Genomic DNA, 15,373 nt, shown 5'->3' with positions numbered 1-15,373 from the left:
ATTAAACCTCTTCGGTGTATTCAATAGTAAATGCCAAGTCCAGCGTTCCCCATGGCTGTTCTTCGTCTTGTGCGTATCCAAACGATTGACGATTACAGAGGTCGAGAAGACCGTTGGCGGTGTAGTGTTTGGTGATGATCTTGAGAACTTCTTCACCTAATGCGTCGAGCTCTTGCTCCGTGTTGTTGTCTGCAACCAGGTAGATTCTGATAGTCAGCTCAGAGCGCCATGTGATTTCTTCAAAATCTTCTTCAACGCATTGACCTTCAGAAACCGAAACTGAAATGGCAGGGATGTCCGTATCATTCTCTTCAGCTTCAAATTCGGGAACCGCGATGTATCTGGGGTTGCCATTAAAAAACGTTGCGATGATTGACTCGCCAGTCTCATAGACTAACCCTGCTTTCAAATCAGCAACGACTTGTTTGCGTATGGCGTTGTTAATTTCCACGACCAACCTCTCTGCGAATAACCAAGCGGATTTGTTGCTTCATCGCGCTGGACAGCTCTTTTTTCATGTCCGTTCGAAGCAACTCGTCGCTGTGCTTTTTAAATGCTTTGGTGATTTCATTCACGATTGGCACCTTGCACACTTTGATGGGATGCCTTGCATCCGAGACACGTTGCATGATGTGCCAACGACCGTTCTTCAGCTTTTGTAAGAAGGCGTTCTCGAAGCGGTGCCGACCGACAACAATGGCGGTGTTACCGGATAACTCTCGCTTTTGGTAACGACCATTTCGGCCTCGGTTAACTCGGCTGATTTGGTATTGCCCTCGCTTGCGCCGAATTTGGGTTCTAGCCGTATCGATAGAGATGGCAGGAACATCGAACCTGCGCACTCTGACAAAAGCCACTGGCATTTTCCCTGTGGCCTTTTTTGTTATCGACGCGCGAGGGCGAATAACTTTTTGCTTGATACGAACGGCTTTTGCGGTGTCTTTCACTGACCGAGAAACAGCTCGAGCAGCCACACGGTTAATCGCCATTGCACTGGCTTTCGGTACCGCGTTACTTTGTAATGAAGAAAGGTTTTTAACGGCTACCGCCAATTCCCGATCAATGCTATTCATAAGATCACCACAATATTTCCGTCTTCTGGATAAGGGCCGCTGGTGACAGTGAGCTTTCTGCCCGAGGAAACGAACTCGATAGGTGTTCCCTTCTTCGGTCTGACATTGTCTGCTTTCTTCAATGTCAGCTTTCGAGCGATGCCTGCCATAGCGTCAAACTGGTTTAGGGATTCGTCATAAATGGCTTTGATAGGTTCTCCACCATTGACTTTCACCCAAACACCAAACGCTTCAGAAACCGTGTTATCCACCTCTTCCATTAACTGGTCGAATTCGTTATCAAACATAAGCGGCCTTACATCGTCGCGACGAAATAAGCCAAGCCAGAGTCCACCGCTTCCATCGCGGTTTCTTCATCTAAAAACGGCTTATCGCCACGTTTGAGCAGCACCGTCTTTTGGCCTTGCAAACACTGAAACGGCTTATCCACGAGAACTTGCACATTGCCTTTTTCATCGGCGTTGACTTCTGGCGGCTCACCATCGTCTAGAACCGTGGCATCATCGGGTAATTCGACCGCAGCACCGATAAGCACTTCCGATTTTTCGCTGGCTTGACTCTCGGTTTGTTCGCTTTGATCACTGGCAGTATGGTTAGCGTCATTTCCTTGCGTTTGCGACTGTGCTTCATCATCGGATTCGTCCATGTCTGGTAACTTGGCTTCCAAATCGTCAATGACTTTATTTAGCTGGGCTTCGGTCGTTTTGTCTGAATATTGCGGTTCAGTAATACCGAGCTCTTTGCAAAGCTCATCAACACGTTTTTTCAGGTTTTCTTTTCGGCTCATGATTGGCTCCAAAGTAAAAATGGGTCCGTGGACCCATTTTGCTTTTCGTTAGTGGTGGTCAGGATTAACCGACTTTGACGACAACAACTTTGTTAACGTCAATGAGGTACATCGCAGGGGCGGCTTCCGTTTTGGTGTAGCGAACTTCTGGATCGCCATTTTCCGTCCAATCTTTCACGTAGCGTTCGGCTTCATCAAAGCCTTCACGCTGAGCGGATAAGTCTTGGATTTGACCGTACAGACGCGCACCGCGCAGTTCGGTATGCGCCAGAATCAACGTGAAGTCGCGTTGGACTTTCTTCGTTGTGCCGTCACGGTCGATGTACTCTTCATCCACCACGATGATGGTGACATCGCCAAGATTGCCTTTAACGCTAACCGTTGCACCTAAGTCTTTTAGCGCGGTTTCAAGCTGAGAGTTAGAGCCACGGCGAGTTTCCAGCGCGTCATTGAACTTCTCGAATTTGCGCATCAACGCCCACGTTTTAGGATCGGTAATGATGACATTCGTCAGGCCTTCAGAAATCGCCGCCCAAGTTTCAATGTCACCAACGATGTCGTAGGTAGCAAAGTCTTGATTCGCCCACTGAGCCGCCGTAAGAAGCGTGATCATGTTGTCCGCATTTCGGCCTGCATCAATTTCGTAAGGCTTATCAATGTAAGGGCTGTCGATCACGGTTTTACCGTCGTAGACCATCTCGGCACACATCAGCTCTTCACGGTCACGAACCGCTTGCTCTTCGATATCGAGGTTTTGCATCACAAGCGCGTTTTGACGATCACCTGCCGACATAGAGCCTGTGATTGGCTCGCCTGGTCGGCGCTTAACGCTTTGGTTTGCCGTTACTGCGTGTTTTGACTTCACGTATGCAGGCTTAAAGCTTGAGGTTTTAAAGCCTTGATTGCGGTCTATTGCGGCACCAATCATCGGTGAGCAAAATGCTGCAATCTTGGTTTTATTTGGGATCATGTCGAGGTCGACTTTTTCCGTATCGAAGGTATACATCTCACGGAAGAAGAAGCGCATGAAGAAGTTGTCGCGACGAATACCTGCTTCTTGAATGGCTCCAAGCAGTTCGCGAGTGGTGTAATTATCAGGCATAAGAAGCTCTTTTTTTTCTGAATTCAAAGAAAACGACGAATTAGTATTCGTCGTCTACGAAAACTGGACTGCCAAGGAAAGCAGCGCGTTTTTGCTTGTTTGTTGTGACCGTATCTGGCCAGTTCACAAAACCGATACGAAAGCCACCCTGTAGGTAAACTGTCGATTCTTGGTCGCTGCCTGTATTCGTCACATCACGAGCCGAGATAGCGATGGCTTTGCCTGGTGTACCGTCCCATTCCACCAAAGTGGCGGCGTCAGTCGCGTCGACCATTAATGGGGTTCGAGCAGGAAAAGATACGCCCGTTTTGATGGTTGCTCGCGCCGTGACTGGTGCGGTAATAAACAGCTCATCTGGTGTGTATTCTGTTTGTTCTAACATGCGAGTTTCCTTGTTAAATGCGTGTGTATGAAGACGCTAGCGCTTTGATGTTCTTTTGTTCTTCGGTGACATCACCGGAACCAACATCATCACCAAGAGGCTCACCGTGCTCTGAGGCCAGTGCCATTAATGCCGACTCGTTTTGCGCAGTGGCACTAACAGGTACTGAAGCAAGCAAGGCCTTGGCTTCATCGACGCTAATTTTTGGGTTACTGGCAAGTTGTTGCGCGAGCGCTTCACGCCCTTTGGCTTCTTCTAGACCAATAATGCCCATGCAGCGTTCACGCTCTTTTGTGGCTGGGTCCGTGGACTCATCACTTTGCGCGCTCGCTTGTGGCTGTTCTGGAGTGGATTGCTGTTCTTCAGTTGGAGTTTGTGGAGTCGCTGGAGCGGCGGCTTGTTGTGGATTGCCTTGCTCACCCGTTGCGACTGGTTGTTGTTCTGCTTGCACCGTCATAGCGGCTCCCATATCAAAGGTGGTTTGTTGTTTCTTGAACTGTTCAGCCATGATCTGAACCGCATCAAGACCGTTGACGACTTCGTTTGCGAAGCCAACATCCACTGCGGCTTGGCCTTCGTAGACCTGCGCCTCAGTCGATAGAATGGTTTTAATGTCGACGCCCATGTACTCGGCGGCTTTACCTGCGAACATTTGACGTGTGCTCTCTGCTTCGGATTGCCATTTCTCTCGCACCTCTTTCGGCAGAGATTGGTAAGGGTTGCCATCGGCTTTATGGTCACCTGCCGTCACAAGGGTGATTTCCACGCCTTGTTGATCCAGCATCTTCTCGATGTTGGTGTGCGCCATAATCACGCCCACCGAGCCTGCGATGCCCGTTTGAGTTATGAGGCGCCTTGAACACGCACTCGCAATCATTTGGCCTGCACTGCAGTGCATGTCGTAACCGAGGGACCAGATAGGCTTGATTTTGCGCATCTCTGCGATTTTGTCGGCCAAGTCAAAACAACCTGCGACCATGCCGCCCGGTGTGTTCATATCCAGCAAAATGGCTTTGACTTCGGGGTCTGCGACCGCTTCTCGCAAGCGGTGCATAATGCCGTCGTACCCTGTCATCCCCGAGTAAGGTTTGATGTGGCCATACTTATGAACCAACGAACCATCAATCGGAATGATGGCGATACCCTGAGAGACTTGATAGCTGCGGTTACTGCTGCGAGTCCGAGAGAAGCCAGAAGCGACTTTTTTCATGTCGTTCTCGCGCAGGATTTGCCCTTCGGTGTCGGTTATTTGGACCACGTTGCCTAGACGTTGGCTGAGCGCCGAGAAGAATACCCGAGCGTAACCAGCTTCTAAGGCGAGCGGCCTGTTGAATGTGTTGCTGATTAGGTGTTGTAAATTATTCATTTGAACTCTCGCTTGGGTTATCCGGTGCTAACGCTTGCAGCTTCATCCAGCTTGGAGGTGGCAAACCTTTCGATTTGCGCTCTTCCATTTCTGCCAACTGTTGATCAAAGATTTCTTGATAGTCTTCACCGAGAAGCGCTAGCTCTTTCTCATACGTCGATAGACCTGAGTCGATACGCAGTACGGCTTCTTTGACTTCTTTCAATCCATCGATGGCCAGTCGACCAGAGCCAATCCAGTCACACTTGGTCCAAGCGTTGCGGCGTTCGTAGAAGTTGAATCGCGCTTTGCTTGGCAGCTTGATGTAGCCACGCAAGATCATTTCTTCGAACATGAGTGCGAAGATTTGGCTGGCGAATCGGTTAGCAATGATTTTTCGTCGACCCATGAAGTAACGCCATGAATCGTTGTGCGAAGCACGAATGGTGCTGTAAGACATTTGCGCGTAATTGCGCGACAGCTGCGCGTAATCCACGCCCAATCCAGCCGCAACGTAGCGGATGATGGATTGCTCCAAGGCCGCGAATCCGTTATCGGCGTTCCCTGCGCTGTGCAGATTGATTTTGTCACCTGGCATGAGGTGAGGCAGTTTGACGCCGTTGAACTTGACCTCGTTGTTGGCGTAGTAATCGCCGTAGGTCATTAGCATCTTTTCGACCGCGCCATTTTGCTGCGCACCGAACAAGTACTCCATCGCTTGGTCCGTTCCAAGCTCTGACTCGATACTAGCGGCGTACATGGCGTTGACAATCGCTCGCTGTAACGTGGTGTTCTGCAAGGTGTCGAGCATCTTCAATTGCTCTAAACACGATAAGAACTTATTCACGCCACGACATTGCCCACCTTCCGATGGCTCAAAGATATGCAAGAACCCCATGCGTCCCGAGCGTAAACGCTTCGGTACTTCACGCCATTTCTTTGGCGAGCCAAAGTTATCGGCTCCTTCTTCAATGAAGTAGGAAATGGCTTCGCCATGTCGATTGAAGCGCATCCCACCACGCTGATGGGGTTTGTCCATCATGTAGTTGGGGTTGTTAACCTTGCGTGGCGCGACCATGCGAATGCAGGTTGAAAAGTGCGAATGCCGACGGTCTATCCATTCGGGCTTCGCCATGATTTCGCCCGTGTGAGCATGGGTTTCAATACCCTCTCGCATCATCATGGTGAACGTGCGGCGACCTTCTGCGTCGATAAAGCAGTTCGGGTCTTCGGCGATGTCACGAAAAATGGCTTCCACTTCACGCACAAACCCTTTGTCTGGATCGATGCCGAGCAATAGCCAGTTCGGTTTGTAACTGAGGCGAAACTCAGAGCCAATGATGTGGTCTTTGTGTAGCTGGATGCCGTTCGCAGCAATACCGTTATTGCGCGTGACATCGTCTGTTCTGGCGTTCGCCTGTCTCATGACAGGCAAGAAAGCAGCGTCTACCGATTTTGACGGAGGGTTCCAATCGCTCATCTGGCCACCAAACCCTGAACCGCCAGCTCGATACACCGCATCTCTTAATGGTGTTTGACCATCTGCAGCCAGTAGTCCGGTGTGTGTCATTAGAATGAAACTCCTGCAGGGCCGCGACGACGAACTGAGCTCAATCCTAACTGTCCACGCAAATCATCAATGTAGGCGCGAAGTTCATGGATGTTGGCTCGACTGTATTCAACTTTGCGGTCTCCTTTCTGTACGGAAACCGCCATCTTTCCTGTTTGCAAGCTATGAAAGGCGGCTTCGGCCTGTTGCAACATTTCTTGTTTTGTCATCTTGATCCACCTTTCAATCTCGCGGCTAATTCAGCGATGCTGAGACCGGATGTTTGTGGTTGTTCTTGAGGTTGTTGGGGTTGCGGCTCTTCCAGTTCGAGACCGAACCGTTGAGTGAGAATGTTGAGTGCCGCATACGCATACACCCATCCGTCTAACGCTTCATCAAATGGGTGGTATTGCTTCACCCATCGCCAAACTTGTCGCCCTGATTTGTCATGCTCCAACTTTTTATTGGCTGAGCAGAGCTGCTTGAAAAACTCATCACCGGCTATGTCATCGTCCAATGGAAAGTGAACACATCCAGGCACAGGCTCATCACCTTTCGGGGTTAAACCTAAACGGCTGTAAAGTCGTTGCTTGATGCCGTCGGTACCTAACCTAGTGAGGTAGACTTTTTTGTTGTTTTTCTTGCGAGGGAAGTTTTGTATCGGCTTGCCGTATTGGTTCTCACCTTGGATTGGGATCACCCACATCACGCCGTGCGTTCGACTCATCTGGTAAACGTCATCGGTTTTATGGCCCATGGCGTCCCAACACCAAAGCTGAACGTCCATCACTTGGCCACTACGCTTTTTGTAGGTCCGATACAGCGCTTTTCCGGCGGCATCCTTTAATACTTGGCTCGATAAATCCCCGAGAAGAACGATGTGCTCGACAAGCCAACATTCCTCACCTGGTCCCCACGCCCACACAAAGAGTTCGATGCGGTCATCCTGAGTATCAATTCCTCCGGTCAAAACCACGGCTCGCTCAGGTACTGGGTTACTGGTGCGACTCTCGGCCCACCATATTTCACGGCGCGACTTGAGATGCTCCCAATCCAGCTTCTCTCCGTTCTCACCATCCCAAAGCTCACCGAGCGTTAGGTTGACGAACGTTTTGAGCTGACTTGGGTCGTCTTTCTTGTTGAGGAAGTCACGCACTATGCCGCGCCAACCTGCACTCAATTTGGTGTTGTATCCTGACCAAATGTGAATGCCAACGCTGCTTGGCGTTGGCGCTGGGTTGTCGTCTATATCAAAGAACTCATGGCCATCGCGTGTCCATGTGCCATCTTCAGCAATCCAACGACCTGCCAGCTCCATCTTGTAGAGGTGCTTGTAGTAGATAGGGTCGTCACAATGAACGCAGCTGTAATAAACCGTCTTTGATTTTTTCTCGATACTTGGCTGAGTGTTGTCCCACTTGAAGCCGTGTTTATCTTCTTTACTGCCCCACTCTAAAACCTGCTCGGTTCCGCAGTGTGGGCATGGCAGATAAAAGCGGAAAGTCAGCTCCATCTTTGCCATTAGGCGTTCAACGTGCGACTCACCTGTATTGGTCGGTGTGGTCCCCCACCTTGCCATCGGGAAAGCGGCGCCTTCCAAACGCATCCGCGCAAGATCGATAGGGTTACCTTCTTTACCGACCTCCCAATCCCATCCATCAATCTCATCACCAAACAGCGCGCCTTTAGTCAGAGCACGCATGTTTCGCGGTGTGGATGTGCCGAGGACATGCAGAGACCAGCCTGTTCCCTGTTTGTAGGAAACGGTGTTTCGGTGGTCCTTAGCGAATAAGGCTGGGAAGATTTGGTGCATGATTGGCATTTCCTGCCAAGCAGCATCAATCTCGGTGACAGAGATGTTTTTTGCGTCGTTCTCTGTCGGTACGTAAATCACGGTGTTGGTTTTGAACTGAGCATGCAGACAAGAGTTTGCTGCTATGACCAACTTGGACCAGCCAACACGAGCCGACTTTTGCATGGTCAGCTCGGATATAGCGCGGTTACACATCATGTTGAGTGGCACAACCTGTAAAGGCAGTGTTTCCCAAAAGCCTTCTTCCTGAGAAGAACCAGCGGCTAACCGGAAATGCTTATTGGCCCACTCCGCTCCCTTGATGGCGATTGTTCTCCTCATCCCCATCAAGCCACGACGGACTTTCGTCTGGATCGCTGTCAATGTAATCGGAGAGGTTTGGTTGAACATCGGCACACTCATTTAATACAGCAGCAATCACGGCCTCTAAAACTTCCACCGCTTCGGGTGGCATGTCGGGCCATGCGTTCTTTAGTTTCGGAAGGAGGGTGTCGAGGCGTGTACCTACTCTGGCGCATACCTGTTCTAAGGTGTCGACGATGATGTCTATTGGTGCGTAACTTTTTTCAAAAAGTACGCGCTTGGCTTTTAGCATCGCCAACTTTTCGCGCCGTTCCTCTATCTTGAGATCGCGCTCTAATTTCGCAAACACTTCCTCATCTTCTTGCTCGGTTTCCGGTTTTGAATCGGAGGCTTTTGATTGCGATTTATAGGTAATGTAAGCATGGATACACGCAAGAGGATCGATACCATTTCGCCCTTTGGCGACAGGCAGAACCCCTTGTTGCGTAAGGTTTCGGACCTGTCTAGATGAAATGCCAAGAAGCGTCGCTATGTCCAACTGCGTGAACTTTTTGCTCGGGTTGAATAGTTCGCTCATTCATGGTTTTTGACCGGAAACCGGAAACCTCCAAAATAAAAAAATTTTTAACGAGAGCTTTTCTGCGAGGTCGAACCCCCGTGGTAACTCAGGATCCCCAGAAGGACCCGCGATCATGGCTGATCTTCTGCTAAGCATTGGGTTCTGATGTACTCCTGTAAGTACTTTGTCTGCTGCTCGTTCTCAATCATCATTCGTCTGAGACGTAGATAATCTTGTTCAGCTGCTGCTTCAAGTCTTGGGGTGTTTGCATTGCCCACGCTTCTGGTGCTGGTGGCTTCGGGCATTGCTGGACAATCTGCCTGGACATACACCCGCTTAGAGCCAGTGCTGAGACTATCGCTAAGACGATCAATCTCTTCTTTTGCTGCGGATAACTCTGCTGCATGCTTCTCTCCCAATTGGTTGAAGGATTGAATTTGAACTCGCTGCTGGCGTAACGCTGCGATATAGCCCTGAATCTCGCTCTTTACCATGGTTAACTGGCTTTCAGCGATATCAGCCCGATTGCTTTCCATAAACAATGCTGCCGAGAGTGTCGCAACCACTACTACCGCAATAGCTGTCGCCCATACTGTCAGCTTTGCATTAGGCATACTTCCCTCTCGATATCTCGTCGGTTCATCAATCCTTTCCACGGTTTTCCTGCTGCATATATCCATCGTTTAAGTTGGTCACATGCTGCATGCCACTCACCTTTGTTGAGCAGCTTTAGTAACGTCGAGCGTGAGAATGAGCCTATGCCAACGTTAAACGTGAAAGAGTAGAGAGCAGCTCGTGTCGTCTCAGGAATATCAACGTGAATCATTGGGTCGACCATTCGCTTAACATCAGCCAGATCAGACTCAAGCAATTCATCACACTCCGTTTGTGAGTAGACTTTGTCCGGGATGATGTCTGTTCCTGTATGGCCGTAACAAACAGTTTGAACGCCAGCGACATCGATGTAAGGAGTATACCGAACACCTTCCATTGGCTTTACCATTGCTGTCGCCATAATAAGAGCCGAAGCTCCTGCGGCTGCTAACATCTTGACTGCAGAATTAAGGTGCTTCATCGCCATAGTCCTTTTCGAAACGCTTTTTCTGCCAGTAGTTATTAATCCAGGCAGTAATGAGCATGCCAGCCAAAGCAATCAGCACCGTATAACCATCTGCAGATATAGACCCAAACACACCTATTACCCCATTCCAAAAATAAGATAGGGCGCTGGATATCTTTTCGTTCATACGCATACTCACCCCCGTACTGGAGTGCCCTTTTGCTTGGGTGAAAATGAAAAAACCCCGCCAAGGCGAGGTTTTCGAGAATTTATGGTAGGCACAAAAAAACCGCCTAAGTGGCGGTTATTTTCAATACTGTGTACTTATCCATAATGGATATACATACATTAAATTGCCCCGTTTTTATTTTCAAGCTCTTTTTTGAATAATTTTCGCGCGGACTTGTCGTAGTTAATAAGCAAGGTACGAATAACTTCAATGTGCTTTTCCCATTCAGACCAGTGGTTTTGATAGTAGCGAGTGCGTTTCTTTCTGAACCCATCAGACTCAATATTCTTGTCTTTACAATCTACTTCCACCAGCGCTTTGATTAGGAACTGACGGCTAACACTTGGCGTATATTGAATACCATCATGATCGAAATAGGCCTGAGCACCAGCCAATTGCTCGAGCGCAATATTTCCAGCGATAGTACTGATGAGCGCTTTAACTTTGAGATAGGTTCGCTTCTGAACAATCATGCCTTGCTCAGATGAAAGAACGACCCAGTCATTCAACACACTTTCCACCAGGCGCTTCTTGTTTTCTTTCGAGTTCCAGAGCGGTGATGCGTAAGCGTATAGACTCCAATCAGCCAAATGTGCTGCTTTCTTTTGCATTCTATCTAACGTTAAAAGCACTTTTGCGCCATCAATTCGAGATGCCATTTGATAGTCAGCAGCCCCGAAGCCTCCGCCACCACCAGAACCGTCATTATACTTTGCCTTGATTCCTTCCGTAGCCATACCAATTGCTGCAGGCATAGGCCACGTTTCAACGTTAGTCGCTAATCCCATAATATTCCCTGTACAAGTTTGGATACATAAACATACGCAGTTATACTGTATATAAGAACAGTATAACTCTTAGTTTAAAGCATGTACAAAACGATTCAACGCTTAGTAGGACACCGTATCTACCGCATAGGTCCAGATGGCCCGTGCGGGTACAACAGCACCGAAGATAAAGTATCGGTGTTGATGGCTAATGGCAACTGGAAGACAATCCCTTTTGGCGGCTTTATGGAAGTGGGCAACGTTGTAGGTGTAAGACGTCTGAAGATAATGGACGTATCTGCTCTATGTTCCGATGATGATGGGTACAAAGTCGTTTATACCATTCCTAGAAACCACTACCTCGTGGGGACTTACCTAAACAGTAAGTGCTTTATCCTGCTCTATGATGGAGAGGTAAAGCATTACTTGGATAAAAACGCAGATCAAGACACTAAGAACAACGTGGTTTGGCTATGAACATACTTTGCATAACGCATTTTTGAACAACTAATAAATTTACCTAAAGTAAGTAATCGAAGCCCCAATATATTAACTAACTTTCTGATATTTATTGATTATTTATATCAAAAGAAACATACTTTTGGCATCAAAGATTGCGAGAATACGGCTAACAAACGTTAGAAACTTATCTCTTTTATCAAGAATATTGTCAATTAATTGGAGTAAGTAGAAATTCATGAAAATAGGACGTAATGAAAAATGCTGGTGTGGTTCAGGAAAGAAATTTAAACACTGTCATTATGGTCGTGAAAGTGAGAATCCTGTGAGTAAAGGGGAAGCTATTGCTTTTAGTCAGAAAAATGCTTCACGGAAATTTTGTTATGCTCCCACTAACTTGAAGCATGAGTGTAGTAAAAGAATAATTAATGCTCATACCGTCTCAAAAAGCGGTAGCTTAAAAGAGATCGCAGATGAAAGTAATCATGTCCTAGGGTTAAAAATAGACTTACCAAACATAATGAAAAATGGCGGAAGGTTAGTTCCCGAGAAAATAGGAATTAATCAAGCGTCTACATTTAAGGGGTTCTGCTCAATACATGATAAGTCTCTTTTTTCTTGTATTGAAGATAGAAAATTTGTTGGGGATGATGAGCAATGTTTAGCACTAATGTATCGCTCAGTAGCGAAAGAACTTTATGCAAAAGAAGGTGGGTTTAATACCTCCGAGTTTGTTAAAGCTGGTGATAAAGGTAAACATCTATTTGATCAAATGTTAATACAAAGTTTTATTGCAGATCATCAAGAAGGAGTTAAAGCAGCGATCACAGAATTATCAGAACTTAAATCTCAACTTGATGACCAAATCGTTGGAAATTCTTCTGGTAATTTGAGTCACCTCATTATTGATTCTGAATTTCCCATGCCTGTTGCTGTGTCGTCAATTGTTTCTCCAACAACTGACTTTCAAGGGAATTTAATACAAGATTTAGGTGACCTAAGCGTTGCAGCTGAGCAATTAGTTTTTAATTCATTTTCTAGTGATGGGAAAGGATATGTAGTTTTTAGTTGGTCGAAAAATGCAACTAAGGTACTGGGCTTCATCAACTCACTACTGGCTATAGAGCCAGAAAAAATTTTTAGTGCATTAATTCGGTTCTTTTATGGTGTTGCTGAAAATACATTTACCTCTCCTTTATGGTGGGATGCTCTATCGAGTGAACAAAAAGAAAAAATAGAGAAACTCATCATATCAGGAGTAAATCCCTTCGAGGTTGAACCCAACGATCTATTAGTCGATGACGGTATTAACTTTTCAGGGTGGGACGTTAATGGTCTTAAAAAAATAAATTTTTAACATACTGTTTGAGAGTGATACTCTGCGGTAGGCATTCCTCCTCAAGATTGGATTTCGTGATTGGGTGAGCTGGTTTGGTTTTGATAGCAAATCCGCTCACCTGAAAAATTAGCGTTAGAAGTGACTTATGGACATTCGAATTGTTGAATTACTTAACAAATACATTGAAATATTGAAAGTAGAAGAATCTCTTGGCACACCTGCAACAGAGATGAGAGCACTCATCGGTCGAATTGGAGAAATATATGCTGCAATTAAAACAGATGGGAAACTCGCTAGCGAAGTAAATCAGCATGGATACGACGTTATACAAGGTAATGGACGAACTCTGTCGGTCAAAACTACGGGAACTCTCAGAAGTACTATAAGTATTAATAAGAGAACCGCTCACTTAGCAGATGATACTATGGTTGTTCTATATGAAGATGGCGAACTGAAAGTCATTTATCACCAAGATACAGCGACCTTGGTAAAATTTGAAGGCACTTTATCTCTCTATAGAGTTAGTGTTTTAGCAGGTAACCCAATCCAAATGTATTACACTCGACCACGTAGTGGTGATACAGCAAGAGTTTGGGATATCTGTGAGTCCAATCAGGATCTAAGCCGAAGTGAGATTATTGAGATATGTGTAGCAGAAGGTATCAATAAAGTTACTGCAACTACACAATACTCCGACTGGACGAATAGAAAGCGTTCGCCCTTGGATTGAGAACGAAGCTATCTAGATAGCTAAAGCATCAAAAAATAATTAGCACATTTTATAAGTGTTATTAGTTGTTTCTAATACCAAATTTAGCAAGTCTAGCCTCATTTATTTTGTTTTCATTGCCTATTTCTTGAAGAATTTTATTAATATTATCTTGAAGTTTTTGGTTAGATCCTCCCATCATAATAAGTACTCTGACATAATCTTCTAGATCTTTTCCCCTAAAGCTTTTAACCATTTCTTTTAACTTCTCTTTAGGCACTTTCCCTAAAACTTCCGCTTCAGAAGAGTCATATGAATTTCCCCCCCGTCTTCTCTCTAGTATATCTATTGGCTCAGCGTCTTTTCTGTGTTGCTCAAAAGCCTCTTTAAGCTTTTTAGAAAACACTTCATCGTGCACGCCGAACGGGTTAAAGGAATCATCAGATAAATTAAACCTTTGATACTCATTTTTGTGAGAGTCTATGTAGTGGGCTATCAATTGGTTAGCAGTTTGCTCACCACCTAACTTGCGTATAAGTGCAACTCCCTGACCATACTGCGATGAGCTAATATCACAGACTAATTCATCTAAAGCTTGCCGCATCGAACTAATAACCGCTTCCGTATTGTCTTCAAAAGAATCATGGAAAAGTTCCCAAGCTTCTTCTAATTTTCTATTTTTACTTTGATTGCTAATTTCATCTTGCTTCAACGTGCATAGTAATTTCAACTTTTTCTCGTCCACATACCCTTGTATGATGCAGTCAGCAACTAGTAAATCTAGTTCACCTGTGTACTTGTAACCATACTGGTTCAACTTTTGCGACCACTGTTTGTTACCGTTATCTTCCATTCCACCATATAATCCAAAAACTCTGTCCTTCTTAGTTATAAACTCAAATGATGGGATATGATGCTTATCTGAACTGTGACAGTAATAGCACCAACTAATCGCAATTACCGAGGAAATAACCTCATTAACAATTGCTTCATCATAGGAAGACAAATGTTTAAGCAACTCTTGCACATGGCGCTCTATTTTCTTTAGCACCCTTATATTCTTTATTTCCAAGTTAATACAACACTTACGAATTAACTCATATTTCTTTTGCTTACTAATAGCCAAGTCAAAACATTCATTAGCTGTAGGGTTGAAAGATAGCTGACAATCTACGACTTTTTCATAATATTGAAAGTACTCGCTGAGCCGTTCTTTGTCACCATTTTCATTTAGCAGAATAACAATTTTACAGCTTCCTTCTTCTTTCAAATGAGAAGCCATTCCGAGAATATCCCTTAAAGATAATGAATCACTGTGGCGCTCCAAGTCATCAAAACAAACTATTGTGTTATTAAGAGTCGCATAAAGTATTGAATCAACCATACCTCCTAGCCCAGCAACACCGAATATCTCAACATCTTTACCACTATCTAACATTTTAATTATTCGTGGTTTTACGGCATTTTTAATTTTTTTCTTATAATATCTGAAGTTTAGTGCTTCGTTATTAGTCTTCTTTGATGGAGCTTTTGTATCCTCTTTATTGAGTGCTATACATCGCTTAAGCTCATGTAAAGACTCAATACCGAATAACGACACATATGAATAATGTTCAAGTGGTACATTCTTCTCTTCCTTGATTTCCTGAAAAAATTTTTTCCATGTAAAGGTTTTTCCTACTCCCCAATCTCCCTTAATAACTAGTACCTCTGGTGTATCAGAGAGTAAAAAGTTTTCAATTTTTTTCCTAGTATTTACTATCGACATCCCTACCTTACCTTCAACTATTCAGCTAATTACCTTTTTTTTATACCTATTCATTCCTTCAAATAAGTTACTGGTATCAGAAAAATAGGTCAAATAATGTTTGAGTAAACCTATAAATCATCGAATGTA

At 45.5% G+C, this 15,373-nt stretch carries 19 protein-coding genes; 3 read left to right on the top strand and 16 right to left on the bottom strand.

Going from position 1 to position 15,373, the window contains the following annotated elements:
• Position 1: 1 nt before the first annotated feature.
• The 15 genes from gpU to MTR11_RS21775 all read right to left on the bottom strand — a co-directional run bounded on the left by gpU (position 2) and on the right by MTR11_RS21775 (position 10,990).
• A complete protein-coding gene (gene gpU / locus MTR11_RS21845; protein ID WP_243328390.1) occupies positions 2-451 on the bottom strand; it encodes a phage minor tail U family protein in 450 nt (149 codons plus the stop codon).
• Positions 441-1,073, bottom strand: coding sequence for a phage tail protein (locus tag MTR11_RS21840; RefSeq protein WP_171343091.1), 633 nt, complete (start codon positions 1,071-1,073; stop codon positions 441-443). The genes gpU and MTR11_RS21840 overlap by 11 nt, the downstream gene beginning before the upstream one ends.
• Positions 1,070-1,360, bottom strand: coding sequence for a head-tail joining protein (locus tag MTR11_RS21835; RefSeq protein WP_243328389.1), 291 nt, complete (start codon positions 1,358-1,360; stop codon positions 1,070-1,072). Before MTR11_RS21835 ends, MTR11_RS21840 begins: the two co-directional genes overlap by 4 nt.
• Positions 1,361-1,368: 8 nt before the next feature.
• Entirely contained in the window at positions 1,369-1,860 is a 492-nt protein-coding gene (locus MTR11_RS21830; protein WP_140333129.1) for a hypothetical protein, read from the bottom strand.
• A 64-nt stretch (positions 1,861-1,924) separates the two neighbouring features.
• On the bottom strand, positions 1,925-2,962 hold the full coding sequence (locus tag MTR11_RS21825) for a major capsid protein (protein ID WP_243328388.1): 1,038 nt from the start codon (positions 2,960-2,962) through the stop codon (positions 1,925-1,927).
• Between the two features lie 40 nt (positions 2,963-3,002).
• The gene (locus MTR11_RS21820) at positions 3,003-3,344 is read right to left on the bottom strand and encodes a head decoration protein (RefSeq protein ID WP_238830448.1); all 342 of its coding nucleotides are present in this window, start codon (positions 3,342-3,344) and stop codon (positions 3,003-3,005) included.
• Positions 3,345-3,357: 13 nt separating this feature from the next.
• Positions 3,358-4,710, bottom strand: coding sequence for a S49 family peptidase (locus tag MTR11_RS21815; protein WP_045545275.1), 1,353 nt, complete (start codon positions 4,708-4,710; stop codon positions 3,358-3,360).
• On the bottom strand, positions 4,703-6,259 hold the full coding sequence (locus MTR11_RS21810) for a phage portal protein (protein ID WP_005376956.1): 1,557 nt from the start codon (positions 6,257-6,259) through the stop codon (positions 4,703-4,705). Before MTR11_RS21810 ends, MTR11_RS21815 begins: the two co-directional genes overlap by 8 nt.
• Positions 6,259-6,468: a gpW family head-tail joining protein gene (gpW, locus tag MTR11_RS21805; RefSeq protein WP_005424556.1), complete on the bottom strand. Its 210-nt coding sequence runs from the start codon at positions 6,466-6,468 to the stop codon at positions 6,259-6,261. The genes MTR11_RS21810 and gpW overlap by 1 nt, the downstream gene beginning before the upstream one ends.
• Complete coding sequence (locus MTR11_RS21800; protein WP_005424533.1) at positions 6,465-8,441, bottom strand: terminase gpA endonuclease subunit; 1,977 nt, start codon at positions 8,439-8,441, stop codon at positions 6,465-6,467. Before MTR11_RS21800 ends, gpW begins: the two co-directional genes overlap by 4 nt.
• Entirely contained in the window at positions 8,329-8,931 is a 603-nt protein-coding gene (locus MTR11_RS21795; protein WP_238830446.1) for a hypothetical protein, read from the bottom strand. Before MTR11_RS21795 ends, MTR11_RS21800 begins: the two co-directional genes overlap by 113 nt.
• Positions 8,932-9,044: 113 nt before the next feature.
• Positions 9,045-9,527, bottom strand: a complete 483-nt coding sequence (locus MTR11_RS21790; RefSeq protein ID WP_243328387.1) for a lysis protein — start codon at positions 9,525-9,527, stop codon at positions 9,045-9,047.
• Positions 9,509-9,988, bottom strand: coding sequence for a lysozyme (locus tag MTR11_RS21785; protein ID WP_243328386.1), 480 nt, complete (start codon positions 9,986-9,988; stop codon positions 9,509-9,511). The genes MTR11_RS21790 and MTR11_RS21785 overlap by 19 nt, the downstream gene beginning before the upstream one ends.
• Positions 9,975-10,166 (bottom strand): hypothetical protein, encoded by a 192-nt coding sequence (locus tag MTR11_RS21780; RefSeq protein WP_005376950.1) that lies wholly within the window; start codon positions 10,164-10,166, stop codon positions 9,975-9,977. The genes MTR11_RS21785 and MTR11_RS21780 overlap by 14 nt, the downstream gene beginning before the upstream one ends.
• Positions 10,167-10,321: 155 nt before the next feature.
• Entirely contained in the window at positions 10,322-10,990 is a 669-nt protein-coding gene (locus MTR11_RS21775) for a hypothetical protein (RefSeq protein WP_243328385.1), read from the bottom strand.
• 81 nt (positions 10,991-11,071) lie between these two features.
• Between MTR11_RS21775 and MTR11_RS21770 the strand changes: the two genes are divergently transcribed.
• The 3 genes from MTR11_RS21770 to MTR11_RS21760 all read left to right on the top strand — a co-directional run bounded on the left by MTR11_RS21770 (position 11,072) and on the right by MTR11_RS21760 (position 13,497).
• Entirely contained in the window at positions 11,072-11,446 is a 375-nt protein-coding gene (locus tag MTR11_RS21770; RefSeq protein WP_243328384.1) for a hypothetical protein, read from the top strand.
• Positions 11,447-11,666: 220 nt separating this feature from the next.
• Complete coding sequence (locus MTR11_RS21765; RefSeq protein ID WP_243328383.1) at positions 11,667-12,785, top strand: SEC-C metal-binding domain-containing protein; 1,119 nt, start codon at positions 11,667-11,669, stop codon at positions 12,783-12,785.
• Between the two features lie 127 nt (positions 12,786-12,912).
• Positions 12,913-13,497 carry a DUF6998 domain-containing protein gene (locus MTR11_RS21760; RefSeq protein ID WP_243328382.1) on the top strand — a complete coding sequence of 195 codons (585 nt, stop codon included), beginning with the start codon at positions 12,913-12,915 and terminating at the stop codon, positions 13,495-13,497.
• Positions 13,498-13,558: 61 nt separating this feature from the next.
• Here MTR11_RS21760 and MTR11_RS21755 read toward each other — a convergent pair whose 3' ends face one another.
• A complete protein-coding gene (locus MTR11_RS21755; RefSeq protein ID WP_243328381.1) occupies positions 13,559-15,244 on the bottom strand; it encodes a P-loop NTPase fold protein in 1,686 nt (561 codons plus the stop codon).
• Positions 15,245-15,373 lie beyond the last annotated feature (129 nt).

It is taken from the genome of Vibrio sp. CCB-PB317 (assembly GCF_022808245.1).
GTDB classification, from domain to species: domain Bacteria; phylum Pseudomonadota; class Gammaproteobacteria; order Enterobacterales; family Vibrionaceae; genus Vibrio; species Vibrio diabolicus.
This window is presented reverse-complemented; position numbering and strand designations above follow the sequence as displayed.